21 protein-coding genes are annotated in these 25,930 nt (G+C 40.1%); 11 read left to right on the forward strand and 10 right to left on the reverse strand.

Annotated elements, in window-relative coordinates:
* Positions 1 to 354 precede the first annotated feature (354 nt).
* Both CHU_RS06775 and CHU_RS06780 read right to left on the reverse strand, forming a co-directional pair.
* On the reverse strand, positions 355 to 3,810 hold the full coding sequence (locus CHU_RS06775) for a DUF2126 domain-containing protein (RefSeq protein WP_011584778.1): 3,456 nt from the start codon (positions 3,808 to 3,810) through the stop codon (positions 355 to 357).
* Positions 3,811 to 4,148: 338 nt separating this feature from the next.
* On the reverse strand, positions 4,149 to 5,405 hold the full coding sequence (locus CHU_RS06780; protein WP_011584779.1) for a M48 family metallopeptidase: 1,257 nt from the start codon (positions 5,403 to 5,405) through the stop codon (positions 4,149 to 4,151).
* A gap of 63 nt (positions 5,406 to 5,468) precedes the next feature.
* Here CHU_RS06780 and CHU_RS06785 point away from each other — a divergent pair, with 63 nt between their 5' ends.
* Complete coding sequence (locus CHU_RS06785) at positions 5,469 to 5,729, forward strand: hypothetical protein (RefSeq protein WP_011584780.1); 261 nt, start codon at positions 5,469 to 5,471, stop codon at positions 5,727 to 5,729.
* Here the strand turns inward: CHU_RS06785 and CHU_RS06790 are convergent, their stop codons facing one another.
* The 4 genes from CHU_RS06790 to CHU_RS06805 are packed head-to-tail and all read right to left on the reverse strand — an operon-like array spanning position 5,730 to position 9,074.
* Complete coding sequence (locus tag CHU_RS06790) at positions 5,730 to 6,794, reverse strand: DUF4421 domain-containing protein (protein ID WP_011584781.1); 1,065 nt, start codon at positions 6,792 to 6,794, stop codon at positions 5,730 to 5,732.
* A 10-nt stretch (positions 6,795 to 6,804) separates the two neighbouring features.
* The gene (gene rnc, locus CHU_RS06795) at positions 6,805 to 7,548 is read right to left on the reverse strand and encodes a ribonuclease III (RefSeq protein WP_011584782.1); all 744 of its coding nucleotides are present in this window, start codon (positions 7,546 to 7,548) and stop codon (positions 6,805 to 6,807) included.
* Positions 7,549 to 7,551: 3 nt separating this feature from the next.
* A complete protein-coding gene (fabF, locus tag CHU_RS06800) occupies positions 7,552 to 8,799 on the reverse strand; it encodes a beta-ketoacyl-ACP synthase II (protein ID WP_011584783.1) in 1,248 nt (415 codons plus the stop codon).
* A 38-nt stretch (positions 8,800 to 8,837) separates the two neighbouring features.
* Positions 8,838 to 9,074: an acyl carrier protein gene (locus CHU_RS06805; protein WP_011584784.1), complete on the reverse strand. Its 237-nt coding sequence runs from the start codon at positions 9,072 to 9,074 to the stop codon at positions 8,838 to 8,840.
* Between the two features lie 212 nt (positions 9,075 to 9,286).
* Between CHU_RS06805 and CHU_RS06810 the strand changes: the two genes are divergently transcribed.
* The 6 genes from CHU_RS06810 (at position 9,287) to gnd (ending at position 16,697) form a co-directional block, all read left to right on the forward strand.
* The gene (locus tag CHU_RS06810) at positions 9,287 to 9,718 is read left to right on the forward strand and encodes an IPExxxVDY family protein (RefSeq protein WP_011584785.1); all 432 of its coding nucleotides are present in this window, start codon (positions 9,287 to 9,289) and stop codon (positions 9,716 to 9,718) included.
* A gap of 6 nt (positions 9,719 to 9,724) precedes the next feature.
* Positions 9,725 to 11,137, forward strand: coding sequence for a pyruvate kinase (gene pyk, locus CHU_RS06815; protein WP_011584786.1), 1,413 nt, complete (start codon positions 9,725 to 9,727; stop codon positions 11,135 to 11,137).
* A gap of 146 nt (positions 11,138 to 11,283) precedes the next feature.
* Positions 11,284 to 12,336 (forward strand): M42 family metallopeptidase, encoded by a 1,053-nt coding sequence (locus tag CHU_RS06820; RefSeq protein WP_011584787.1) that lies wholly within the window; start codon positions 11,284 to 11,286, stop codon positions 12,334 to 12,336.
* 192 nt (positions 12,337 to 12,528) lie between these two features.
* Positions 12,529 to 13,410 (forward strand): DUF72 domain-containing protein, encoded by an 882-nt coding sequence (locus tag CHU_RS06825; protein WP_011584788.1) that lies wholly within the window; start codon positions 12,529 to 12,531, stop codon positions 13,408 to 13,410.
* A 35-nt stretch (positions 13,411 to 13,445) separates the two neighbouring features.
* On the forward strand, positions 13,446 to 14,759 hold the full coding sequence (locus tag CHU_RS06830; RefSeq protein ID WP_011584789.1) for a gluconate:H+ symporter: 1,314 nt from the start codon (positions 13,446 to 13,448) through the stop codon (positions 14,757 to 14,759).
* A gap of 54 nt (positions 14,760 to 14,813) precedes the next feature.
* Positions 14,814 to 16,697, forward strand: a complete 1,884-nt coding sequence (gene gnd / locus CHU_RS06835; RefSeq protein ID WP_011584790.1) for a decarboxylating NADP(+)-dependent phosphogluconate dehydrogenase — start codon at positions 14,814 to 14,816, stop codon at positions 16,695 to 16,697.
* 2 nt (positions 16,698 to 16,699) lie between these two features.
* Here gnd and CHU_RS06840 read toward each other — a convergent pair whose 3' ends face one another.
* The 4 genes from CHU_RS06840 to CHU_RS06855 form a co-directional block, all read right to left on the reverse strand.
* Positions 16,700 to 17,062: a hypothetical protein gene (locus tag CHU_RS06840; protein WP_143144105.1), complete on the reverse strand. Its 363-nt coding sequence runs from the start codon at positions 17,060 to 17,062 to the stop codon at positions 16,700 to 16,702.
* 20 nt (positions 17,063 to 17,082) lie between these two features.
* Positions 17,083 to 18,066, reverse strand: a complete 984-nt coding sequence (locus tag CHU_RS06845; protein ID WP_011584792.1) for a molecular chaperone DnaJ — start codon at positions 18,064 to 18,066, stop codon at positions 17,083 to 17,085.
* A gap of 110 nt (positions 18,067 to 18,176) precedes the next feature.
* A complete protein-coding gene (locus CHU_RS06850) occupies positions 18,177 to 18,809 on the reverse strand; it encodes a MarC family protein (protein WP_011584793.1) in 633 nt (210 codons plus the stop codon).
* A gap of 156 nt (positions 18,810 to 18,965) precedes the next feature.
* Positions 18,966 to 20,144, reverse strand: a complete 1,179-nt coding sequence (locus CHU_RS06855; RefSeq protein ID WP_011584794.1) for an acyl-CoA dehydrogenase family protein — start codon at positions 20,142 to 20,144, stop codon at positions 18,966 to 18,968.
* 223 nt (positions 20,145 to 20,367) lie between these two features.
* Here CHU_RS06855 and CHU_RS06860 point away from each other — a divergent pair, with 223 nt between their 5' ends.
* The 4 genes from CHU_RS06860 to CHU_RS06875 all read left to right on the forward strand — a co-directional run bounded on the left by CHU_RS06860 (position 20,368) and on the right by CHU_RS06875 (position 25,881).
* Positions 20,368 to 21,360 carry a tryptophan 2,3-dioxygenase family protein gene (locus CHU_RS06860; protein ID WP_011584795.1) on the forward strand — a complete coding sequence of 331 codons (993 nt, stop codon included), beginning with the start codon at positions 20,368 to 20,370 and terminating at the stop codon, positions 21,358 to 21,360.
* Positions 21,361 to 21,420: 60 nt separating this feature from the next.
* The gene (locus CHU_RS06865) at positions 21,421 to 23,226 is read left to right on the forward strand and encodes a toxin-antitoxin system YwqK family antitoxin (RefSeq protein WP_049755491.1); all 1,806 of its coding nucleotides are present in this window, start codon (positions 21,421 to 21,423) and stop codon (positions 23,224 to 23,226) included.
* A 131-nt stretch (positions 23,227 to 23,357) separates the two neighbouring features.
* The gene (locus CHU_RS06870; RefSeq protein ID WP_011584797.1) at positions 23,358 to 24,962 is read left to right on the forward strand and encodes an NAD(P)/FAD-dependent oxidoreductase; all 1,605 of its coding nucleotides are present in this window, start codon (positions 23,358 to 23,360) and stop codon (positions 24,960 to 24,962) included.
* Between the two features lie 559 nt (positions 24,963 to 25,521).
* A complete protein-coding gene (locus CHU_RS06875; RefSeq protein ID WP_011584798.1) occupies positions 25,522 to 25,881 on the forward strand; it encodes a CoA-binding protein in 360 nt (119 codons plus the stop codon).
* The last annotated feature ends 49 nt before the right edge of the window (positions 25,882 to 25,930 follow it).

Genomic DNA, 25,930 nt, shown 5'->3' on the forward strand with positions numbered 1-25,930 from the left:
CAGCGAAGAGTTCAGGAACTGCCCCAATACTTCTATATACACAACAAAAGCTGGGACATTATGGAGAAGAAGGAAGGCCGGCAAATCAGTTGCTTATCAATACGCTTTTATATACAAAAATATGGGCTACACATAAAGAGTTTGGTTTCTATTAAGTGATAGATTTTTAATGAAGCCTTTTATGCCTTGTGGCACACAAGAGATAATCCTTTACCCTTTGTCTGTCGCACACATACCTGAACCTCATATAGAAGATACAAGCATATAAATTTAAACAGCCCAGCATTTTAATCGCGGGCTGTTTAAATTTATATACTCATATGAATGTTTGAATTTGCATGTAATACAGCAAACCTACCTGTCCTTATTCTTTGCTTTCCAGCAAAGACGCATATCCAGTGTATTCGGATAGGCTTTATTTGTTTCGATGTTTGTTAATTCAAACTGTTTCAAACCAGGATTTATCTCAATCATATAACGGCCGATCGGTGTTGATGTAACGTAATCCGGTGCAGGGACCGGATCCTGTGTATGCCCGTTGTCCCAGAAGCGCGATACACGCCTTGATTCCGCTTCATAGCTATTGATCGGGAAGGTATCGTAACTTCTTCCGCCCGGATGTGCGATGTGATACGTACATCCGCCAACAGATCTGCCGTTCCACGTATCAATCAGATCGAATACCAGCGGTGTATCAATCCCAATCGTCGGGTGTAGTGCGGATGGCGGCTGCCATGCCCGGTACCGGATCCCGCATACAAACTCACCTTTTACAGGCGTTGGTTTTAACGGCACTTTGAAACCATTGCAGGCAAGCACATACCGCGAGTCATTCATGTTGGTCAGCTTCACCTGCAGGCGCTCTAACGAGGAGTCTACATAACGCGAGGTGCCCGAGCTGGTCATTTCTTCGCCCAATACATGCCATGGCTCAATACCCATACGGATCTGGATCTGCACGTCTTTGATGTGAACAGTTCCGTAATGCGGGAACCTGAATTCGAAGAACGGCGCCAGCCAGCTCATCTGGAATGGATATCCCGCATCATTCAGGTCACGCACAATGTCTTTCATATCCTGCTCCACAAAATGCGGCAGCATATATTTATCATGCAGCTCTGTACCCCACGGTACAAGGTCTTTTTTATACGGCGTCTTCCAGAACCAGGCGATCAGCGTACGGATTAACAGCATCTGCACCATGCTCATCTCTTTGTGCGGCGGCATATCGAATGCTCTGAACTCGAGAATACCTAAGCGGCCGCTGGAAGAATCCGGGGAATACAATTTATCAATACATAATTCTGCTCTATGGGTGTTTCCGGTAATATCGGTCAGCAAGTGACGGAACAAACGGTCAACAAGCCAGAAGGGAATTTCATCGTGATTCGGAATCTGCGCGAAGGCAATTTCCATCTCATATAATTTTTCATCCCGGCCTTCATCAAAGCGTGGTGCCTGGCTGGTAGGACCGATGAACGCGCCTGAAAATAAATACGAAAGGCCTGGGTGGTGTTGCCAGAACGTTATGATACTTCTAAGCAGATCCGGTCTGCGCAGCAGCGGGCTATCGCCAGGCGTAGCACCGCCGATGGTAATGTGGTTACCGCCGCCGGTACCGGTATGCTTGCCGTCAAGCATGAATTTCTCCGTCCCTAACCGGGTCTTAAATGCTTCCTGGTATAATACTTCCAGATTATAAGACATTTCCTTCCAGTCTTTTGCCGGATGAATATTTACTTCAATCACACCCGGATCAGGGGATACTACAAGCCGTTCAATACGATTGTCGCGTGGCGGTTCGTAGCCTTCAATGCGAACCGGGATCTGAAGTTTTTCCGCCGTCAGTTCAATCGACGTAAGCAGGTCAAGATAGTGTTCAATGTATTTAAGCGGTGGTAAGAATACATATAATATGCCATCACGTACTTCAACACATAAAGCCGTCTTTATAAGCGGAACATAAAATAATGGCTGGGCTTCTTTTATTTCTTTTTCAATTTTTTTATGTTTCGAATGTTGCTTTTCTTCTTCAACAGCTTCATTGATTTTTCTGCGCGCGGGAGTGTCCTCATGCTCTACAATACTGCCGTAACGTGAACGTACAGTATTTGTATAATCATTTTGCAGATAGGGAATTGTTTCAAACAGGCTGCGCTCAATTTCATAAGGCTCATATTCAGCTGCAATTTTAGAAAGCGCATCTAACGGTAATCGCAGACCAATAGGGGAGTTTCCGGGGATAAGAAATATCTCTTCACGTTTCATTCTCCACTTACCGCTTTTCCAGGAGTTCTTACTATGACTCCATTCTAATGGCAATACGAAACCTGCCGGTGTTTCCAGGCCTTTATCCAACAGTTGAGTTAAAGTTCTGCGCTCAATCGGATCCTTTAATGTAAAACTCATCGGATCAATATTCACCGGGATCTTTCCTTCTGTCCACAGGAAATAAAAGATATCTTCATGTAGGGCAGAAATGTCTGAAGCCGGTACTGCAAGTGTTTTCGTCAGCTCCGTAATAAATGCTTCGGCATCTATATGCGTATATTTTTTCTTTCCGTTTTCCAGTGCCAGTAAAGAGGTGTTCTTCCACATCGGTAAACCATCCTTGCGCCAGAACAAACCGTACTGCCAGCGAGGAAGCGGTTCACCGGGATACCATTTTCCCTGACCGTAATGCAGCATGCCTGCAGGAGCAAAGCGAGCACGCAGGCGTAATAATAATTCATGTGACAGGATACGTTTTTCAACACCATCTGCCTCTGTGTTCCATTGAGCAGATTCCATATCATCGATGGAAACGAAGGTAGGTTCACCGCCCATAGTCATACGCACATCACCCTTCTGGTATTCATAATCAACCATCATGCCCAGTGCGTTGATCGCTGTCCACTCTTCTTCTGAATAGGGCTTGGTTACACGCGGGTCTTCATGAATACGGGTAACAACATTGGAGAACGAGAACGTTGTTTCACATTTGCTCGTTGCACCTACCACCGGCGCCGCACTTAGATAGTCGGGCGTACAGGCTAATGGAATGTGTCCTTCGCCGGCAAACAGGCCCGAAGTGGCATCCAGGCCAACCCAACCTGCGCCGGGAATGTATACTTCCGCCCAGGCATGCAGATCGGTAAAATCTGCCGGCGGTCCGGAAGGTCCGTCCAATGCTTCCACATCTGCTTTTAACTGTACAAGATACCCCGAAACAAAACGTGCAGCAAGGCCAAGTTTACGAAGCGCCTGCACCAGCAGCCAGGCCGAATCCCGGCAGGAACCCAGCGCTAATCCTAATGTCTCATCCGGTGTCTGTACACCCGCTTCCATACGAATGGAATAGTTAATATCTTTATATACTTTCTGATTGATGTAAACAAGAAAATCAACGATCTCAATAGATTCTCTGCTGACTGTTTTCATCCATTCCTCAAGCATGGGGCCGTCATCCTTTACTTCCAGGTACGGAGCCAGCTCTTTAACCAACTGCCCCTGGTATTGGAACGGAAATTTGCTTGCATATTCTTCCACAAAAAAATCAAATGGATTGATCACAACCATGTTTGCGATTACTTCCACTTCGATGCTTAATTCTTTCGTCTGTTCAGGAAAGACAACGCGCGCCTGGTAATTGCCGAAAGGATCCTGCTGCCAGTTAATAAAGTGGTTCGCCGGACTGACTTTGAATGAATATGCTTCAATAGCAGTTCTTGAGTGGCTTGCGGGTCTTAATCTGAATACGTGGGGCGACAGGTTGACAAGCCTGTCGTACGAGTAAGTTGTTTTGTGATTAATTGCGACTTTGATTGCCATATTGATAAAAGGGTATAAGAAGGGATTCGGATAAGTTCGTTTACTGCTATAAAGAAAGCATAATTACCGTTCAATACAAGAATTTTATAATCTATTCTTGCTAATTATTAAATTAAAGCATGCGAATGGTGGAATAGTACAAAAAGTGGACAGCAGATAGCAGACAGTACACAGGAAAAAAAGTATGAACAGAATACAAAGTAAAGACAGAAGTAATTGTTTGCTGCTCTGAATGTCTTCCTGAATGCTGTAAAAACAAAGAAGCAGAAGATACATCTTCTGCTTCTTTGTTGTACTCCGTACTCTTTACTGGTAACTAGTACCCGGCACCTGATAACTTACTTTATTCCCATCGCATCCAGACGTTGTGTAACCGGCGGGTGGGAGTAATGAAGAAATACATACGCCGGGTGAGGCGTTAAATTACTTAAATTCTTTTTACTTAAATTCTTTAGCGCTATTCCTAAATCGGCAGCGCTTGAAGTTGACGCGGCAAATGCATCTGCTTCGTATTCATTTTTTCTCGATAATACATTTACCAGTATGCCAGTAATTGAAGATACCGGAGAGAATAATAAGCCAAAGCCAATTAAGTTCAGAGCAATACTGTTGCCTGTTGAACCCAACGCGACAGATACGTTTTCATTTTTAATCAATAACGATAACAGGAATAAATATACACCCATTTGAAATACGGATAATACCATCATCTGTATGATGTGTTTCTTTTTGAAATGTCCTGCTTCATGCGCCAGTATTGCGATAAGCTCAGGTATGGAATGCTGATCCACTAACGTATCAAATAAGACAATTTTTTTCTTCTTGCCAAATCCGGAGAAAAAGGCATTCGCTTTATTCGATCGTTTAGAACCATCCATGATGTAAATATTATCTACAGGGAAATTCTCCTTTACACAATATGCCTGAATCGCTGTTTTTAATTCGCCATCACCCAGCGGGGTAAGTTTGTTGAACAACGGAAGAAGGAGGCTGGTATAAAACATGTTCAATGTCACAATCAGTACACTGATGATTAACCAGAAGATCCACCAGAACGATGTATCAAGTGTTTGAATTAAGAATAAGAGTAAAGCGATAATCACGCCGCCAAGGATGATTGCAAGCAGGTAGCCTTTAATTTTATCCATAATGAAAAGCTTCACCGTACTTTTATTAAAGCCGTACTTTTCTTCGATCACAAACGTATTATAAATTGAAAATGGTGTAGAGATAAGATCGCTTGCAATAAACAGTACACCGAAGAATAATAAGTTTGATGCATAAAAGCTGTAAGTGCTTAACGAAGATTGAAGCACGGATGCCTGTATGTAATCGTATAAGCCTCCAAGGTAGCCTTGTGTAAGCAGCAATATGTATAGGGCAAATTGAAAATACGATTGAAACTGTTCTGCTTTTTCTTTTTCCTTCTGATATTCCTGCGAGCGGTTATATTCAGCTGTATCATATACATCAGCAACATTGGATGGAAGTGCGGCACTTAGATTTTTAATGTTGAGGTAATCCAATATGCGTTCAACCAGGAAATCAAAAATAAGAATTCCGATAATGAGGTATTTAATAGTTATTGCGTCCATGTAATACGGTTAAGTGATCCTGCTAAATTAATACAATTCTGTTATAAATGTATTAGTTGTATATTGAAACTAATTAACGCTGATATTAGTTCTGTAAATATGGCAACCTGTGGGTATTTATGTCCTTCATGTGAAGGGAAAACATTTATGGATGATGGTTCACCTTGTTCGTGGTGTCAGCCGGCATTGGCGCCTGCTGCTGCGAAAAAAATAATTACGGATGAGGAGTGGATCGAGTCTGTACATTTCGGGCCTTGCTGTTCAGACCCTGCAGTAGCAAATGAATCGGCAACGGATCATACTAAAAAAGACAGGAACAAATAATTATAGTCCCAGGTATTTAGTGAGTGTTTTTGCATACACCTTTTTTAATATGCCGGGTGCAACAAAGCGGTAGCCTAAATCCAGTGTTAAAACCCCAAAGGAATTTTCAACGGTATAGCCTTGTGTTTGTACAGCAATTTTGTCTCCTGTAAATTTCAACCCTGCATAAAAACGTTTGGAATGATAGCCGAGCGCAACACGTCCTTCGTAAAAGCCTGTTAAACTATTGTCGCGTACATTGGTTGAATTATTATTATTAATAAGCGTATAGGTGACAAAATCCAGGGAATAAAAAATCATTAGCGAGAAGTATACACGTTTCGCAACTACAACATTCAGGCCCATTCCGGGGCCGACAAGAAATGACGTAAAATTTAATTGCTGAATTTTTTCAGAATCAGTAGCCATACGGTCCAGATTAATTAAGCTCGAATCAGACTGTAACCGGTTCAGGCTTATGGATGATTTCATAATGAAACCAACACGCGTTTTTAATTGGTGTTCTGAAAAAAGAAAAGAGGATTGATACGAATATTTTTTCCAGCTGAAATTATATAAGCCAGAAAGCATGAATTGCTTTATATTCACATCACTTCGTTTAAAATAAGTATCCGGATTACTACCTGACGCTATTATAGAGTCGCCGTTGTAGAATCCAGCCACTTTTCTGTAATCAAACCGGATAGAAAACCGTGTGCGTTGTGTACCCAGCGAAAAGGATTTGTATTTGGTTGTTCCATACTTACTGGTTTCATCAGCTTCCGGGCTTGCGCGGAAGGCAAAGGATCCGGAAATACTTTTGTATGAACCTGTGAACCCTATAGCACTGGCAAGATTCGTAGAATACTGCGTAGGTTTTATGGTAGAATCTTTGGGTGTAAGCGTAAGCGTGTTGATAGGAGTTGCTACAAAAATACCTATGGTTAAATAATGCTTATAGCTTTTAATGTAATTTGTATCTGGCCGCGGTTTTGTTTTTGTAACAGTAACCTCAGAATTTTGTTGAGCAATAGCGGAAACCGAGAGTTGAATTAAAAAAAAGAGTGAAAAAATAAATCTGCACATAACAGCGTACTTATTTTAAATCCAATTCGATACAGGCTATTTCAGCGGCGTTTTGTTCTGCTTTTTTCTTACTGAAACCAATGCCTTGACCTTTGCTTTCATCGGCAACACGCACTTCAGCTTTAAATACTTTTTGGTGCCTGTGTCCGCTTTCTTCTATGATCACAAACTCAAGTTTTTTATTTTCCTTTTGGCACCATTCCAATAAAATACTCTTGAAGTTTTTATTGTTTTGAATAATGGCGTCGACATCAATTTGAGAAGAAACAATTTTTTTCAAAACGAATTTCTTCGCATTTTCAAATCCTTTATCGAGGTATACCGCGCCAACAATAGCTTCTACCACATCGCCATAAAGCGATTTATGGCCTTGCTTTCCTTTACTTCCGTTAAAAACCACAATGTCTGAGAGACCAAGATCTTTGCCTACCTGGTTCAGAATTTCTCTGTTCACGATCCGGCTTCTGATTTCAGTTAAAAAACCTTCATCTTTAAAGGGGAAACGCTTGAAAAGATATTCAGCAACTACGGCACCCAGAATGGAATCACCTAAATATTCTAAACGTTCGTACGATTCTTTTACACCAGACTCATTTTCATCAGCGGCAGAAGTATGTACAATTGCCATTTGATACAGATGCAGGTTTCCAGGCCACATACCGGTAACGTATCTGATTTTTTGAGCGAGGATCTTGTCCTCTTTTTTTCGAAAGAAGTTACGTAGAATATTGAGTTGCTTTTCTAGCAAGAACAATGCTTAATCAATTTTGCGGAAGACGATAGAGCAGTTATGTCCACCAAAACCAAATGTATTACACATCGCAACGTTAACTTCACGCTTTTCAGCTTTATTCAATGTAAGCTTTAATCTTGCATCAAATGCTTCGTCTCTGTTGTGGTTGTTAATAGTAGGAGGGATGATCTGGTTTTTAATTGCAAGTATGGTTGCAATGGATTCAATAGCACCGGCAGCACCTAATAAGTGTCCGGTCATTGATTTCGTTGAACTGATATTCAGTTTGTACGCTTGTTCACCAAAAACAGCTTGAATAGCAGTTACTTCAGCGATATCACCTAAAGGAGTAGATGTACCGTGAACGTTAATATAATCAACGTCTTCTTTAGCTATTTCGGCATCGCTGATCGCGTTGAGCATTACATTTTTTGCACCTAAGCCTTCCGGGTGGGGAGCAGTTAAATGGTAAGCATCAGCAGACATACCGCCGCCAATAACTTCACAATAAATTTTTGCACCACGGGCTTTCGCATGTTCATATTCTTCAAGCACAAGAGCACCAGCGCCTTCACCCATAACAAAACCATCCCGGTCTTTATCGAATGGACGTGAAGCCGTTGCCGGATCATCGTTTCTTTCAGATAAAGCTCTGCAGGCATTAAAACCACCGATTCCTGATTCTACAACAGCAGCTTCAGACCCACCGGCAATAATAATATTAGCTTTGTTTAAACGGATATAATTGAACGCATCCAGGATTGCATTTGAAGAAGATGCACAGGCAGATACAGTTGAAAAATTAGGGCCACGAAAACCATTTCTGATAGAAATGTAGCCGGCACTGATATCAATAATCATTTTCGGAATAAAGAACGGGTTGAAACGAGGTGTTCCATCTCCTTTGGAGAATGCCGATACTTCATCTTCAAATGTTTTAAGGCCACCGATGCCGGCTCCCCAAATCACGCCGATTCTGTCATGATCCAAATCTGCTGTAATGCCAGCATCTTTGATCGCTTCATCGGCCACAACTACCGCATACTGCGTGAAAGGATCCATCTTACGGGCTTCTTTCTTTTCAATGAAGTCTTCAACATTAAAGTTTTTAACTTCACACGCAAACTTGGTCTTGTGTTTTTCCGGATTGAATTTTGTAATGAGCGCAGCTCCACTTACTCCTTTTATTAGTGAATCCCAATATTCAGGAACAGTATTACCAATTGGCGTTAAGGAGCCCAATCCCGTTACAACAACTCTTTTTAAATTCATGATATGAATTTACCGGATAAATGAATGATTTGATGAAATTATTTTACGTGTTGCTCTAGGTAAGCAATAGCCTGACCAACAGTTGTGATGTTTTCAGCTTGTTCGTCTGGGATAGAAATGTTGAATTCCTTTTCAAATTCCATGATAAGTTCAACAGTATCTAGTGAATCAGCACCTAGATCATTAGTGAAACTTGCTTCAGTAGTAACTTCTGATTCTTCAACACCTAATTTCTCAACGATGATGCTTTTTACTTTTTGTGCGATTTCTGACATTTTTTTACATTTTTTAGTAAAACACGGGGGCAAAGAAATACATTTTATGCTAGTTTGTCAAACTATTTTCTGGATTCTTTTTTAAACATTCTAAAAATGATTCCAAAATCGTCTATTTCCTTCTAAATTTACACGTTCTTACTAAATAATACATTCAATAAATTTATTAACACTCTTTCTCCCGGGAATAAATTTTCAAAAAATCATTCAAAATGAAAGCTAATAAACTCGTCGTTGATTTTGATTATAGTTTCAAAATGATTGGAATTATTTCTTCTGCAAAGGAGTATAAACTTGCCTGGAACATCAACCAATTGCTCAAAATACATCTAATTAAGGCTGAAGATATAAATTTACAATTTCAAAAAGATTGTAACATATTGGTTAGCACATATCTATATTTTACTGAGTATAGTCAGGTGCGACTTTTGAAAAATAAATCAATTGAATTTAGTAATATTGCCAAACCTTACCTCATTCCTGAGTTAAAGGATTATGATTATTTCATTCATGTCATGGATGAAGGTGGTATATTTGACGAGGAATGGATGAAGGAACAATTACAAACTTGCACGGCAATTCAATATATAAAAGTCATTGATGTAAACGAATTGAAGTCTAAGGATAATCTAATATTTATTTAATATTATATGGTAAACAAGAAAACAAAGATTATTGCAACTGTAGGTCCGGCATGTAACACGAAGGAGAAGTTATGGGAGTTGGTTCAAGCTGGCGCGAACATTTTCAGATTGAATTTTTCTCACGGCACTCACGATGTACATCAAGGCGTAATTAACGCGATCCGCGAACTTAGAAAAGAACACAATGTTAACATAGCAATCCTTCAGGATTTGCAAGGTCCTAAGATCCGTACTGACGAAGTTGAGAACAACGGTGTTGAACTTGTTGCAGGTGCGCAGATTGTTATTACTAAAGAAAAAATGTTAGGTACTAAAGATAAAATTAGTACTTCTTATAAAATGCTTACATCGGATGTTAAAAAAGGCGATGCTATTTTAATTGATGATGGTAATATTGAATTAAAAGTTTTAGAAACAGGTAATGGTGAAGTTACGTGTGTGGTTATTTATGGCGGTATCTTAAAATCACGTAAAGGTATCAACCTGCCAAACACAATTGTTTCCGAACCTTCATTAACAGACAAGGATAAAGAAGATTTATTATTCGGTTTGAAAAATGAAGTTGACTGGATTGCGCTTTCTTTTGTTAGAAGCGCAGTTGATCTGAATGAATTAAAAGCAATTATTGCTGAACATGGTAAATCATGTAAAGTAATTGCCAAGGTTGAAAAACCTGAAGCAGTTAAAGATATTGATGCGATTATTGAAGCATCTGATGCAATCATGGTTGCACGTGGTGACCTGGGGGTTGAACTTCAGATGGAAGATGTTCCGATGATCCAGAAAATGATCATTAAAAAATGTAATCAGTTAGCTAAACCTGTTATTGTGGCAACACAAATGATGGAAAGTATGATTACAAACGCGCGTCCTACACGTGCCGAAGCAAGTGACGTAGCGAACGCAATCATTGATGGTACAGATACAATCATGTTGTCTGCTGAAACAGCTTCAGGAAACTATCCGGTGATCACGGTTAAAGCAATGACACGTATTTGCCAGGCGGTAGAAAAAGAAGCTGATATCTATAATAAATCAACATTAGATGATATTACAAATACCAGCGACAGTGTTATCGCTTCTGCATGTGAATTAGCGGATAAAGTAAATGCTAAAGCAATTATCGGATTGTCTCAATCCGGTTATTCTGCTTTCAGAATTGCAAGCCACAGGCCAAAAGCAAGCATTTATATCGCTACACATGATGAGCAATTAATGAATCAGATGAACCTTGTTTGGGGTGTACAGGCTTTCAGGTTTGAAAAATTTACAACAACAGACGAATCAATCGAAGCGGTTAAGAAAAGCCTTGTTGAAAAAGGACTTTTAAAGAAAGGTGATATCTACGTTACTACGGCTTCTATGCCAATGGCAGATATTCAGCTTGCAAACAGCCTGAAGTTAGGAATTGTTGAATAAGCATACAATAAAATAAAAAGAGCCCTTTGAATATTTTCAGAGGGCTTTTTTTTTACAAAAAAGTTTAGTCGTGAAATTTTAAGTTTTAACAAACGAACAGTATATTCATTTCTTAGAACTTATTACTTAAAATTATTGCATATAGAATGGATATCCAGTTATTAAAAAATATTTGCGAAACACCAGGTGTGCCGGGCTACGAGCAGGCTGTACGTTCATTAGTATTGAAAGAAGTGAGCCATCTGGCAGATCATGTTTGGGTAGATAATATCGGCAACGTGTTTGCGTTGAAAAAAGGTGTACGCAATCCGGAAAATAAAAAAGTATTGGTAGCTGCACACATGGACGAGATCGGTTTTATCGTTTCGCATATTGATGAACAGGGCTTCGTACGCTTTCAGACGTTGGGCGGCTTTGATCCGAAAACATTAACGGCACAACGCGTGATCGTACATGGTAAACAAGATCTGGTAGGTGTTATGGGTGCTAAGCCTATTCATGTAATGTCGCCGGAAGAAAAAAATAAGCCTGCGAAGATCGAAGATTTTTTCATTGATCTGGGAATGAAAAAAGAAGAAGTAGAGCAATATATCAGCATCGGCGATACGGTTACAAGAGAACGTTCCCTGATTGAAATGGGCGACTGTATTAACTGCAAATCGTTAGATAACCGCATTTCTGTTTTTATATTAATTGAAACACTAAGGAGATTGCAGCACCAGGATGTACCATATGATTTTTATGCCGTATTCACCGTACAGGAAGAAGTAGGCTTACGTGGTGCGGGAGTAGCTGCACACAGCGTTAATCCGGACTTTGCCATTGCCCTGGATACAACCATTGCATACGATGTACCCGGCGCACGACCACATGAAAAATGCACGGAGCTGGGTAAAGGGACAGCGATCAAAATTTTAGATTCATCAACCATTTGTGATTACAGAATGGTGGCTTATTTAAAACAACAGGCGCAGTATAAAAATATTATGTGGCAACCGGAAATTCTGGTAGCAGGCGGTACAGATACCGCACCGCTACAGCGTAATGGAAAAAACGGTTCTATTGCGGGTGCTATTTCTATTCCTACCAGACACATTCATCAGGTAATTGAAATGGTGCACAAGAACGATGTAGAGCTGAGCATTCAATTACTTCAGGCGGCTGTTGAAAATTTGGACCAGTACAACTGGAGTCACTAGTGTTAAGATAACAAATAACAAAATACAAATTCCAAACCATACTACAGGTTGTTTTTTAGAAATATCTTAAAAGGAAAGCTCATGCTTTCCTTTTGCTTTTAAAGTATATTCAGGCAAATAAATGTAATGACGGATATTTTTTCTATCTTTTATATAGAATGAAAAGAAGATCGTAATTCAACAAACAAGCTTATGCAATTCGGAAAAACAGATACTCCTGAAGATATTGATTTTACGTTACCTAAAGATCATCCGGACACTAAAAAGATTCTCTCGGAAGCAAAGCCCGGCAAGCATTTTAACGTGTATGTAGGTTGTGCTAAATGGAACAAAACCGATCTGAAAAACTTTTACCCAAAAGGCACAAAAGACGAACTGCAGTATTATGCGACGCAGTTTAACAGCATAGAACTGAATGCTACGTTTTATAAGTCTCCCTCTAAAGATCAGGTGCAGACATGGAAAGCGAAAGCAGCCAAAGGATTTAAATTCTTCCCTAAAATACCCAATACCATCAGTCATTTTAAGCGGTTGGTTGGCGTAGAAACAATCGTGGAGGAATTTTGCGATGCGGTTGTGTTGTTTGAAGAAAATCTCGGTATGAGCTTTTTACAGATGCACGATAACTTCAAACCAAAAGATATGGATAAGCTTGATGCGTTCCTGAAAAAGTTTCCGGCTTCTGTACCTTTAGCTGTAGAGCTGCGAAACGAAGAATGGTATTCGGATAAAAACGTACAGGATGATCTGCACGCGATGCTGGTTAAATATAAAAAGACATTTGTGCTTGTTGATACTGCCGCGCGCAGAGATATCATGCACATGCGCTTAACGTCAGATAAAGCATTTATACGTTATGTAGGAGCTAATCACGAAAGCGATTATGCGCGGCTGGATGATTGGATCAAACGTATTAAAACCTGGCGTAAAGAAGGATTAAACGAACTATATTTCTTTGTACACCAGAATGTAGAACTGGAATCACCCTTGCTTTCTGCTTATTTTATTGAAAAAATGAATAAGGAATTTGATCTGGATTTAACTGTTCCGCAAACAATAAAAAAGAAACAGTAGTCTATACATCAGATCTAATCATTTAAAACGGAACCATGTCCTTACTTTTTATTTTACTAACAATCATCACAACGTTAATTTTTTTAACGGCTGTTCTTAAAATATCCCCATTCATATCGTTTATCCTTGTTACCATTCTTGCCGGTATACTACTTGGTATGCCATTGGGTAATATCGTACAGTCTTTTCAGAAAGGTATCGGCGATATGCTCGGAAGTATTCTGGTTACATTAACTGCCGGCGCCATGCTCGGTAAGCTGGTGGCTGAAAGCGGTGCGGCAACGGTTATCGCAGATAAGATCATTGCTGTGTGCGGTAAAAAATACCTGCAGTGGGGCTTACTGTTAACAGGTTTGATTATTGGTATTCCATTGTTTTATAATGTAGGCTTTGTATTGATCATACCGATTGTTTTTACCTTGTCTTACCGGTATAAATTGCCTGCCGTGTATGTGGGCATTCCGATGCTTGCAGCCTTGTCTGTGGCGCATAGTCTGTTGCCGCCGCATCCTTCTCCGGCATCACTGGTAGGTACCTTTCAGGCAAGTATGATCAAAACATTCTTATACGGTATTGCCGTTGCAGTGCCGGCAATTATTCTGGCCGGACCTGTTTTTGCACGCACATTAAGGCATATTCAACCGCAGGGAGAACTTCCTCTGGTTGAGCACACGGTTGCTGCCCATTCCTTACCGGGTGTGTTTAACAGCATTTTCTCTGCGTTGTTGCCGGTATTTCTATTACTGACGACCTTTCTGCTTTCGTTTATCATAGAAAACAAACAAGTAATTCAGGTACTTTCATTCATAAAAGAGCCGTCTGTGCTTATGCTGCTTTCGTTGTTAGTTGTAAGCATTACATTAGGTACGCAGCAACGGACTAGCATGAAGCACATCATGCGTACATATGAAGCAGGAATAAAAGATATCGCCATGATCCTGCTGATCATCGGAGCATCCGGCGGGTTAAAACAAGTACTCATTGATAGTGAAGCAAGCATCGTCCTTGCCGGATATTTCCAATCGCTTCAGATAAACCCGCTGATATTAGGCTGGCTCATTGCCGCTATCATCCGTCTGTGCCTGGGTTCAGCCACCGTAGCCGGTTTAACAGCTGCCGGTATTATTGCTCCGCTCATGCCGCATATAAGTGCAGATCCCAACCTGATGATTCTTGCCATAGGCGCAGGCAGTATTTTCTGTTCGCATGTAAACGATACGGGTTTCTGGATGTTTAAAGAATACTTTAACGTATCTATAAAAGATACGTTTTTATCCTGGACAATCATGGAAAGCATTGTGTCTGTTGCGGGCCTGGCCGGCGTACTGCTTTTAAGCATATGGCTTTAAGCGGTTTCAATTAGTGCATGTAAATAGTTAATTTGTAGACCGAACAGATGCGAAATGGAAAATAGAATATATATTGTTATGGGCGTTTCCGGTTGTGGTAAAACAACGATTGGTACGCTGCTGGCAGAAACATTAGGAATTAACTTTTACGATGGCGATGCTTTTCATCCCATATCAAATATTGAGAAAATGGCTGCGGGTATTCCACTTACAGATGAAGATAGATACAACTGGCTGCTGGATATTAATAAGCAGGCGAAAGAATCCCTGAGTGAAGGCCATTCTGTTGTGTTTGCCTGTTCTGCATTAAAAGAGTCTTATCGCAAATTATTAGCACAGCAGATTGAAGATACCATCGTTTGGATCTATTTAAAAGGAGACCTTGATACCATTCATCTCAGAGTAAAAAATAGAACGGGACATTTTATGTCTCCGGCACTGTTACAATCCCAATTCAATATACTGGAAGAACCATCTTCCGCGATGCATATTGATACAGCATTAGATACAGATACGATTATTCATACAATTGTGAAAAAACTTACAAAATCAGCATTCGGGTTGGTAGGCCTGGGTGTGATGGGCAAAAGCCTCGCCCGAAATTTTGCAGCGAACGGTGTAGCCCTATCTTTATACAATCGATTTGTAAAGGGTTCAGAAGAGCAGGTGGCAGAAAAATGTATTGCTGAATACCCTGAACTTCAATCGGCGAAAGGCTTTGAAGATTTGAAAACATTTGCTGCTTCCCTTGAACAGCCGCGTAAAATTTTTCTGATGATTAAGGCCGGAGAAGAAACAGACACGTTTATTGAAGAACTTGTTCCGTATTTGAACGCAGGAGATGTATTGATTGATGGCGGAAATTCGTATTACGGTGACACAAAAAGACGTATTGAGTTTTTAGCCCGGAAAGGAATATATTTTATCGGAACAGGTGTTTCAGGCGGAGAGCAGGGAGCGCTCAAAGGACCGTCTATTATGCCATCCGGAGATCCTGATGCGTATGCACTGGTTGAAAAATACCTTACACTAATTGCTGCGAAAGATAAGCAAGGGGAGTCATGCTGTACCTATATCGGAAAAGATGGATCAGGCCATTTTGTTAAAATGATTCATAACGGAATTGAATATGCTGAAATGCAATTGATCGCGGAAGTATATGCGTATTTAAGATATGCCATAAAAATCGAGCCGACTGAAATAGCTGCATTATTTACAGAATGGAACAGCGGTGAGTTAAACAGTTATCTGCTTGGAATTACAGCAGCGCTTTTAATAAAAAAAGAAGGAGATGCTTGGCTGATTGATCTGATCTTAGACAAAGCGGGCAATAAAGGAACCGGGAACTGGGCCACCATTGCGGCATCTGAGCTCGGACAACCTGCCACACTTATTACATCCGCGCTGTTTGCCCGTTACGTTTCCACGATAAAAGAACACATTCTTGTAAATACACAACCAGCTTCGGTATATCATTTTAATACAGCTGCATTATCGGAGATAAAAGATGCGTATATGCTTGCGCGCATTGTTAATCATCAGCAGGGATTTATGCTGATCCATGAGGCTTCACAGAAATATGGGTGGGATCTGAATTTTGCTGAGATTGCACGCATCTGGACGAACGGCTGTATTATCCGAAGTGCTTTTATGGAAGAGCTTATTCCGGCATTAAAAAAAGATTCAAACATCTTTACCCATCCTGCCATTTTAAAACAATTGAAAGATCTCAAGCCTGCATTGAAAGCTTTTGCCGTGAATGCACTGCAATATGATCTTTCTGTACCGTCGCATCTGGCAGCACTTGATTACCTGAATGTGCTTTCAGGTAATTACGCAACAGCAAATATCATACAGGCACAACGCGATTTTTTCGGAGCACATACGTATCAGAAGATTGGAGATAGTTCCGGCAAGTATTATCACACGGAATGGTAATACTATTCACGCACAGTAATAATGTAATTCTCCGTTACACCTCCTGGATACGTACACGTATCCAGTGCGTTCAGATGTTTTAACTTCACCGTATCAGTACCTATTGAACCTGCTTTAAAAGTAAACGCAAAAGTAGCATTGCATCCTTCACACTGATCCGGGCCTGGATCAAGTGTCTTCTGGTCAACTAATCGTATGTGTTTTAACTGATCTTCATTTATAAGGCAATAAAAACAACATGAATTAGTTGAATAATAAATGTCAACAGTTTCGCCCGGAGCAATAATGTACGTAGAGTTATTCTGGTAAGTATTACAACCTGAAAATATAACAGCTATAATTACAGCCAAAAACAGTTTATTCATTGTGGTGTGATTTAAATGCATTATCGTCTGCGGCTGTTCTGCCGCTCCATTTCAAATAATAGATCTGATTTAATACCCGGATCTACATGCTGCAGAATCATGATCTGCCGGCTTAAGATCTGAACGCCTTCCTGTAATTCTTTCTTTACTTTACGCAGGTATTTTTCAGGCTTGGCATTTGGCTTGCACATCTCAAAAAAAATAGTGTCGTGCTGATTTTTAAAGTCACGGATGCTTTGCTTCAGCTCCTTGATCTGGTTATCGAGCATGGCTGCATAACTTTTTACCGTTTCTGCTTTCATGCCGTTCAAACGGTTGGTCTGCTGCTCTAAAAATTTGGTTTCAAGATTTAATAATGCATACAAATCATTTTTACCATAAGCTTCCGTAATCTTTTTACTGATCTCTTCTTTCTCTGCTTTTTTCCCGGCATCCTGTTCGGTATCCGGATGAAATGCTTTTATCAGATCAATATAAATGGCACGGATGGATTTTTTCCGATGCTGCTCCTGAATAACTTTTTCTTTCTCAGCCATACGCTCTGCAGCTGTTTTCTTTTTCGATTCAGATGACGGTTCTTCATCTGTAACCTGATTTTGAAAACTGAAAGTATCTTCCTCTTTTCTGAACTGTTCGGTGTAGGCTTCAAATGACATGTGTGCATAGGTGATAAATAAATCCTCTAACTCACTGTCAGAACCGTTTTCATATAGCCATTGTTCTATTTCGCCGGTCATATAGGTGTCGATTTCCTGCAGTTCTCTTTTAGAGAATTTAATTTCATGCACATAAATATCCAGCGCAATGATTTTCTCTTTTTGAAGCAAGCGTATTTTTTCAGCAATTGGAGCTATTGCTTTTTGATACGCAGTAACTGCCTCAGGGATGGAGACATTTAACTGCTTTAGTTCTTCCTGCAGGTTTTTAACTTCTTTGATCTTTGTATTAATTTCTTGCTGCTCGGGACTGTAAGATGCCGAAGGAATGTGTTGTATAGAACTCATTTTTAAATTATGAATGATAAATTATGGATGCATCGCGGCGAAATGAATCATATAAATGTAGCTTGATGTATTAGTTTGAAAAGGTAAAACCGGTTATAGTAATTCATAATTCATAATTTATAATTATGAATCAGTTCTTCAATTGAAGTAATGATCATTTGTATGCCAATAGATGCAATAAGTAAGCCCATTATTTTGGTTACAACATTTAATGCTTCTTTTCCGATCTTTGCGATCAATGTGGTAGAAGAGATAAATACAAAATAGGTGATGGTTAAGATTATTGCTGAAGAGCAGATAATGATAATACTGTTCTCAATTTTATTTCCGACACCCACAAAACTAACTGCCGTTGAAAGCGTACCGGGGCCTACTAATATAGGTGTTGCCAGGGGTGATATGGCAAATCCTGTATCGGTAGCTTCAGAATTTTTTACCAATGTTGCAGCATCTTTCGGTTTGGAATTGATCATGTCAAAACCAACTTTTAATACCAGCAAGCCGCCGGTAATGCGAAAGGCCTGAATACTGATGTTGAAAACATTAAACAACGCATAACCGAAAACAACGAATATTGCTAAAATGATAAAGCCTACTGTGACTGATTTGAGTGCAATAGCTTTTTGCTGATGCTTATCTAAATGATCAACAAAACTTATAAATATGGGCGCATTACCAATCGGATTGATAATAGCGAATAAGCCTGTAAAAACAACTAATGCGAAGCTCCAATCGATGCTCATGGAATTATAAATTATAAATTATGAATTATGAATTATGAATTATGAATTATGAATTGAGTCATTTTACGTTTTTACTTTAATATTATAATTTGGTTCGAATGAAATCAAGCATTAAAAGTACACTAGTAAGATGCATTCATAATTCATAACTCATAATTATTTAAATGCATTCAGCCCTGTAATATCATGCCCTGTAATAAGCAGATGGATATCATGTGTTCCTTCGTAGGTAACCACAGATTCTAAATTCATCATGTGGCGCATGATCGGGTATTCGCCTGTAATACCCATGCCACCCAATATCTGCCGTGCTTCGCGCGCAACCTTTAATGCCATGTCAACGTTATTGCGTTTTGCCATAGATACTTGTCCGGTGCTTGCTTTGCCTTCGTTTTTTAACATACCTAAGCGCCATACAAGCAGTTGTGCCTTGGTAATTTCAGTCAGCATCTCCGCTAATTTCTTTTGTGTTAATTGAAAACCTGCAATGGGTTTCCCAAACTGAACCCGTTCCATGGCATAGTTTTTTGCAATGTCATAACATTCCATTGCCGCACCCAACGCACCCCAGGCAATGCCATAGCGAGCCGAATCCAGGCACTTCAACGGGCCACTCAATCCATCTGCTTTAGGCAATACATGCGTCTTAGGAACTTTTACATTGTCGAAAACCAGTTCACCTGTGATACTCGCACGCAGCGACCATTTGTTATGAATCTCCGGAGTTGTAAAACCTTCCATACCCCGTTCAACAATGATCCCTTTTATTCTGCCTGCATCATCCTTTGCCCAAACCACAGCAATGTCTGCTTTGGGAGAATTGGTGATCCACATCTTGGCGCCATTCAGAATGTAATGATCTCCGGCATCTTTAATAGATGTAACCATTCCTGCAGGGTTTGATCCATGGTCTGGTTCGGTTAATCCGAAACAGCCAAGTAATTCACCACTAGCCAGCTTGGGTAAGTATTTCTTTTTTTGTTCTTCGCTTCCATATTTAAAAATAGGGAACATAACCAATGAGCCCTGCACCGATGCCATGGAACGCATACCGGAATCTACCCGTTCAATTTCCTGCATCATAATTCCATAAGAAATATAATCCAGTCCGCCGCCGCCATACTCAACAGGTGTTGTAGGGCCATATAAACCTAAGGCTCCGAACGGTTTAACCAGATGATCCGGAAAGATACTACGCTGTGCATAATTTTCTATAATTGGCTTAACTTCTTTATTCATAAAGGCCTGCACGGATTGGCGGATCAACTTATGCTCTTCCGTCAGCAGGTCGTCCATATTGTAATAATCCGGTTGGGTATAAGTACTTGTTTTCATAGCGTTAAAGTCTACGTTGAATATATCAAATTATTACGGTTTTGATGACTTTGTACATTTGATTTCATCAATTAAATCTTGATATTTACAATCTTACATCTGAAGTATTGAAATCGTTTTCAATAAATAATCTGTTTTACAGTTACTTCTTTTGTTGAAATGAAATACATAATACCCGTTCATTAAGGTATTATATCTTACTAACGAAAAATAAACAGAAACGATGCACGGACACGGGAGCGAATCCGGAAATAATATACAGGAATTAATAGAACAGCTGACCAGCCATTTCGAAAAGGATGGACAGGATGTTGCTACGCACCTGGAAGGTCTGTTGAATTCCAACTATTTAAAGTACTGGGATTATATCCGTCTGGAGAGTTTGCTTACACTGCAAAACCCCAGAACGCCTTACCCGGATGAAATGGTATTCATTGTATACCACCAGATCACGGAGCTGTATTTTAAATTGGTGATGCATGAGCTGAACCAGGTTAAAACAGCGGATCAGTTAACAGGCCCAGTATTTTTAAAGCGCATTGAACGCTGTAACTGGTACTTCGGCCAATTGATCAGTTCATTTGATATTATTTCTGTTGGTTTGGATCAGGATCAGTTTTTAAAATTCCGTGTCGCATTAACACCTGCATCCGGCTTTCAATCGGTGCAATACAGAATGGTAGAAGTAGCATGCACGGATCTGATCAATCTGGTTCATGCAGATACACGCGATAAGTACGACGACTATTCAACCATTGAAGAATTATTTGATGGCTTGTATTGGAAAAAAGGAGCAACGGATTCAAAAACCGGACAGAAAACATTAACACTGCGTCAATTTGAAGAAGAATATACAGCCAGATTGATACAGTTAGCGTATGAATATAAGTCACGCAATGTATGGTCGGTATACAAGCGTTTATCTCTGGAAGAACAGGCAGACCCGGTTATTCAGGCTGCGCTAAAACAACTGGATCAGCACATTAATATTGACTGGCCCTTGATGCATTATAAATATGCTCTGGGTCATTTGATCAAACATAAGAAATTCCTGGAAGCTACCGGAGGCACGAATTGGAAAGAATACCTTCCGCCGCGTTTTCAGAAAGTAATCTTTTTCCCTGCTTTATATACCAAAGATGAACTGGATAACTGGGGAAAAAATTGGGTGGAAAAAGAAGTGATTTCAAAAATTCAAGCTGCAAAACAAGTATAAGTGAACATTCATTTTTTTAGAGCGAACACATATAGGCCCATTATTCTTATAATGGTTTATATGTGTTTTTCTTTTTTATCCAACGCCCAACTTGTAAATGTTCAGACCTTTTATGACTTTAATAAGAAGCAACTGAAAGAAAATTTTTATGTGTTAAAAAAGAACAATCAGGTCAGAGATAGTTCGTATACATCCTACTTTCAGAACAAGCAGAAGAAGATTGCAGGAACCTATAAAAAAGGTCTTGCCGAAGGGCTGTGGAGTTTCTATTATGAAAATGGAAACCTGAAAATGGAAGGTGTGATGGTTGCCGGTGAAAAAGACGGCGTATGGAAATATTACTACGAGAATGGCATCATCAGTATGGAAGGACAGTCTGTAGCCGGTGACAGGACGGGGCTCTGGAAATACTATTATGAAAATGGAAAAACCAGAAGTGAAGGTAAATATTCTGAAAATAAAAAAAATGGTGCCTGGAGTTATTATTATGAAGACGGAGCGTTGAAAGCATTAGCCAGTTACGAAGATGATAATGGCGATTATTTAGAAATGTATCCCTCAGGAAAAATAAAAGCCTCCGGTAGAATTGAAGACAGTAAAAGCGTAGGCGAGTGGAGTTATTACCATGAAGATGGAACACTGATGGCTGTAGGAAATGAAGTGGATGGATTGAAGTCGGGCGTATGGAAATATTATCATCCTAACGGACAGATTGCCAGTGAAGGTTTATATGTGAATGGTAAAAATTCAGGCCCGTGGAAATATTACCACGACAATGGTGTACTGAGCGCTGTTGGTAATATGGAAAACGGGGAAAAAGATGGTGCCTGGAAAATATATTATAACTCAGGTTTGTTTAAAGGAGAAACAAACTACGTGAATGGACAAGGTACCTATAAAGAATATTATGAAGGCGGGGCGCTGCGTACCGAAGGAACAATCATAAACGATAAGCACGAAGGCGTCTGGAATTATTACCTTGAGAATGGTGTGCTGGAAGGTACCTGTAATTACACCAGAGGGGAAGGTTTGTACAAAGGTTTTTATTTGAATGGGAAACCTAAAATGGAAGGCAAGTTGATTAATGGAAATAAAGTTGGCGTCTGGACCTTATATAATGAAGACGGAACCGTTGCCGGATATTATAAAACGTTTTATGAAAATCAAGCACCTAAGCTTATTACAGATACCACTCAAGTACTTGTGACCAAAGACACATTAGCGTCTTCAATAAAACCTAAGTATGTAACACCTAAAAAGAAGTCGAGGTATTTTACCCCTCGTGTAAATGAAGTAAGAGCATTTATCGTTTCTTCTAATCCGCTGTACATGTTAGCGTCATCTTTTCCCGTGAGCGTTGAATATTATCTGCAGGAACGATTGGGGTATGAAATCGGAGGGGTGTTTTTATACAAACCAATGTTCAATAGCCATGCAAAAATCCCAACAAATACTGTCTATTCAAAAGGTGCAGAATTGTATGTACGGCAAAAATTTTACCGTAGGGATAAGGATTATGGTATGTTGTACATGGCACAGGAATTACGATATGGATATTCCGTATACGAAAACAATTTTATTGATTTTACTGCCCCTGTTGCCGGCGCTCCGGAACACATGCAGCAGGTTCAGCAGACGATTGAATATTCCATTCTGTTTGGTGACCGTATTATGATTGACCAGCGAAAAAAAGGCTGGACGTTTGATATATATGGCGGCATTGGACTTGGTTATAGAAATGTTACAACAAACTGGACCGGCTCGGATATTGAATATGGAGCAGTATTTCCCGGTGTGTCCAGATCACCTGTTTCTATTCCTTTTCGGTTTGGTTTTACTGTAGGATATAAGTTTCCTAAAAAGTAAAAATTATCAAGACATAACGCTAAATGCATGACGCTTTAATAGCTATTCTGTATATTTTACTTATTACAGACTCAAAAAAAACGTATATTGCAGCCTGTTAATAAAATGATTTAAGGATAAACACCTTACCCATGAGTAAACTGGTTGAAATTGCGCTTCGCCCTGAAGACGCTGTTCGTGATGAACAAATTAAACGAGCAATCAAAGCTCAGACTTCTTATCAATCCCTCGATTTTCAATACCGGATCAAACGTCGTTCCATCGATGCGCGCGGCCGTCAGGTATTGGTTCGCATGGGCGTAGAAGTATTTGATAAAGGAGAGCTGCTTCCCCCGCTTTTAGCGCTGCATAAACAAATATATAAGCCAGCAAACGATAGTAAACATCAGGTTGTGATCATAGGAGCAGGTCCGGCTGGTTTATTTGCCGCCTTGCGGTTATTGGAGTACGGCATTAAGCCGGTTGTTATTGAACGCGGTAAAGACGTACGTGCACGCAGAAGAGACCTGGCAGCCATTAACAAAGATCATATTGTAAATCCGGAATCAAATTACTGTTTTGGAGAAGGCGGCGCGGGTACGTATTCCGATGGGAAATTATATACCCGTTCCAAAAAGCGCGGCGACATCCGAAAAGTATTGGAGGTACTGGTAGCACATGGTGCTACGGAAGATATTCTGGTAGATGCGCATCCGCACATTGGTACCAATAAATTACCTGTATTGGTTACAGATCTTCGTGAAACCGTTAAAGCATATGGCGGTGAAGTATTGTTTGATACACGCGTTGAAAAACTCATTATACGAGATGGCGTTTGTGCGGGCGTGATTACACACAATAATGAAAAAATTGAAGGCATAGCAACCATACTTTGTACGGGACATTCAGCGCGCGATATTTTTTATATGCTGCATGAGCAAGGCATTCATATTGAAGCGAAACCCTTTGCCTTAGGTGTACGGATTGAGCATCCGCAAACGTTGATCGATACGGTGCAATATCATTGTTCCGGTGATCGTGGCGATTATCTTCCGGCAGCAGCGTATTCATTGGTTACACAAACGCAATATCAAAAAGTAGAACGCGGTGTATATTCCTTCTGTATGTGTCCGGGCGGCTTTATTGTACCAGCGGCTACCGCACCGGGAGAACTTGTGGTTAACGGGATGTCACCAAGTAAACGTGATTCAAAGTTTGCCAATTCAGGCATGGTAGTAGCGGTTGAACTGGACGATATAAAAGAATTCAGTAAGCATGGCCCCTTTGCTGCACTTGAATTTCAGAAAAGCGTAGAACAGAATGCCTGGGCTGTTGGTGGTAAAACACAGACAGCGCCGGCACAGCGTGTCGCAGATTTTATTCAGAATAAATATTCTTCCTCTCTGCCGGATTGTTCCTACCAGCCAGGTTTAAAGAGCGCCAGGATGGACGATGTGTTGCCGGATATGATCGCGCAGCGCCTCCGTCAGGGATTAAAACAATTCGAACATAAGATCAAAGGGTATACCAGCAACGAAGGGTTGCTGATCGGTGTAGAAAGCCGTACATCATCCCCCGTATTTGTTCCAAGAGATAAAGAAACCTTACAGCACATTACCTTAAAAGGCCTGTATCCATGCGGCGAAGGTGCCGGTTACGCAGGCGGAATCATGTCGGCCGCTATGGATGGGGAGAGCTGTGCGTTACGGATCGCACAGGGGCTGGGGTTGGCAGCAGTGGAAATAAATTCCAAATAACAAAACACTAATTCCGGAATATCTCATTCATACTGCAAAATACAAATCCTGACGGAAATTTAATTTATACGAGCTTTCATGAATTTGAACTTTGGGAAGGGCAACCGATTTTGAATAATTATGGAGGGAAAGCAGTTTTACGATCTAAAAATAAACCTTTATTTGCAGAACTAGTCGCTCTGCAAATTTTTATTGATCAGGGTTTTCAAGGGGGGGATTTACTCTTATGGAAAAACGACGAATTGAAATTTGCGGAGCTAAAAAGATAAAAAAAGATAAAATAAGAATAACTCAAATTGACTTTTTAAAGTCATGCCTTTTATGTGGAATGAGGACTGATCAATTTGAAATACTTGAATGGGAAATAACTAAAAAATAATGCGATCCAGAAGCATACTCTAATTGAAAGCACTGTCGCGCTTCATTGCCATCACATTTATGTGACGGATAATGTTAGAAATTTACACTGTACACTCTAAACTTTACACTAATTATTCTCTGCACTATTTTTACATTTTTTTTGTTTATCTTATAATTACAAACAACCGCTATCATTCACATGAAAAAGACATTAATCTTAGGTGCTACACCCGAAACAAACCGATACGCATATCTTGCTGCAGAACGCTTAAAAAGTCATGGACATGAGTTTATACCGGTGGGTCGTAAAAAAGGCGAGGTGCTGGGTAAAACCATTATTAACGAACGTCCGGTTATAGAAGGCGTTGATACGGTTACATTGTATATTAATCCTCAAAATCAGTTAAGTGAATACAACTATATCCTTTCTCTGAAGCCGAAAAGAGTGATTTTTAACCCCGGAACAGAGAATGAAGAACTCGAAGAAATCCTTTCAGAAAATGGAATCGAACCTGTAATCGGATGTACCCTTGTAATGCTCTCTGCTGGAACATTTTAAGTTGCATTTTATGTGGATAAAAACTATTTTTTCGCTATCAAATGCGGGT

It is taken from the genome of Cytophaga hutchinsonii ATCC 33406 (genome assembly GCF_000014145.1).
Taxonomy (GTDB): Bacteria; Bacteroidota; Bacteroidia; order Cytophagales; family Cytophagaceae; genus Cytophaga; species Cytophaga hutchinsonii.

What these genes read in the sequence shown, in the direction of transcription:
- CHU_RS06775 (WP_011584778.1), bottom strand. Translation starts at nt 3,810, where the DNA reads ATGGCAATCAAAGTCGCAATTAATCACAAAACAACTTACTCGTACGAC.
- CHU_RS06780 (WP_011584779.1), bottom strand. Translation starts at nt 5,405, where the DNA reads ATGGACGCAATAACTATTAAATACCTCATTATCGGAATTCTTATTTTT.
- CHU_RS06790 (WP_011584781.1), bottom strand. Translation starts at nt 6,794, where the DNA reads ATGTGCAGATTTATTTTTTCACTCTTTTTTTTAATTCAACTCTCGGTT.
- fabF (WP_011584783.1), bottom strand. Translation starts at nt 8,799, where the DNA reads ATGAATTTAAAAAGAGTTGTTGTAACGGGATTGGGCTCCTTAACGCCA.
- CHU_RS06805 (WP_011584784.1), bottom strand. Translation starts at nt 9,074, where the DNA reads ATGTCAGAAATCGCACAAAAAGTAAAAAGCATCATCGTTGAGAAATTA.
- CHU_RS06810 (WP_011584785.1), top strand. Translation starts at nt 9,287, where the DNA reads ATGAAAGCTAATAAACTCGTCGTTGATTTTGATTATAGTTTCAAAATG.
- pyk (WP_011584786.1), top strand. Translation starts at nt 9,725, where the DNA reads ATGGTAAACAAGAAAACAAAGATTATTGCAACTGTAGGTCCGGCATGT.
- CHU_RS06820 (WP_011584787.1), top strand. Translation starts at nt 11,284, where the DNA reads ATGGATATCCAGTTATTAAAAAATATTTGCGAAACACCAGGTGTGCCG.
- CHU_RS06825 (WP_011584788.1), top strand. Translation starts at nt 12,529, where the DNA reads ATGCAATTCGGAAAAACAGATACTCCTGAAGATATTGATTTTACGTTA.
- CHU_RS06830 (WP_011584789.1), top strand. Translation starts at nt 13,446, where the DNA reads ATGTCCTTACTTTTTATTTTACTAACAATCATCACAACGTTAATTTTT.
- gnd (WP_011584790.1), top strand. Translation starts at nt 14,814, where the DNA reads ATGGAAAATAGAATATATATTGTTATGGGCGTTTCCGGTTGTGGTAAA.
- CHU_RS06840 (WP_143144105.1), bottom strand. Translation starts at nt 17,062, where the DNA reads ATGAATAAACTGTTTTTGGCTGTAATTATAGCTGTTATATTTTCAGGT.
- CHU_RS06845 (WP_011584792.1), bottom strand. Translation starts at nt 18,066, where the DNA reads ATGAGTTCTATACAACACATTCCTTCGGCATCTTACAGTCCCGAGCAG.
- CHU_RS06850 (WP_011584793.1), bottom strand. Translation starts at nt 18,809, where the DNA reads ATGAGCATCGATTGGAGCTTCGCATTAGTTGTTTTTACAGGCTTATTC.
- CHU_RS06855 (WP_011584794.1), bottom strand. Translation starts at nt 20,144, where the DNA reads ATGAAAACAAGTACTTATACCCAACCGGATTATTACAATATGGACGAC.
- CHU_RS06860 (WP_011584795.1), top strand. Translation starts at nt 20,368, where the DNA reads ATGCACGGACACGGGAGCGAATCCGGAAATAATATACAGGAATTAATA.
- CHU_RS06865 (WP_049755491.1), top strand. Translation starts at nt 21,421, where the DNA reads ATGTGTTTTTCTTTTTTATCCAACGCCCAACTTGTAAATGTTCAGACC.
- CHU_RS06870 (WP_011584797.1), top strand. Translation starts at nt 23,358, where the DNA reads ATGAGTAAACTGGTTGAAATTGCGCTTCGCCCTGAAGACGCTGTTCGT.
- CHU_RS06875 (WP_011584798.1), top strand. Translation starts at nt 25,522, where the DNA reads ATGAAAAAGACATTAATCTTAGGTGCTACACCCGAAACAAACCGATAC.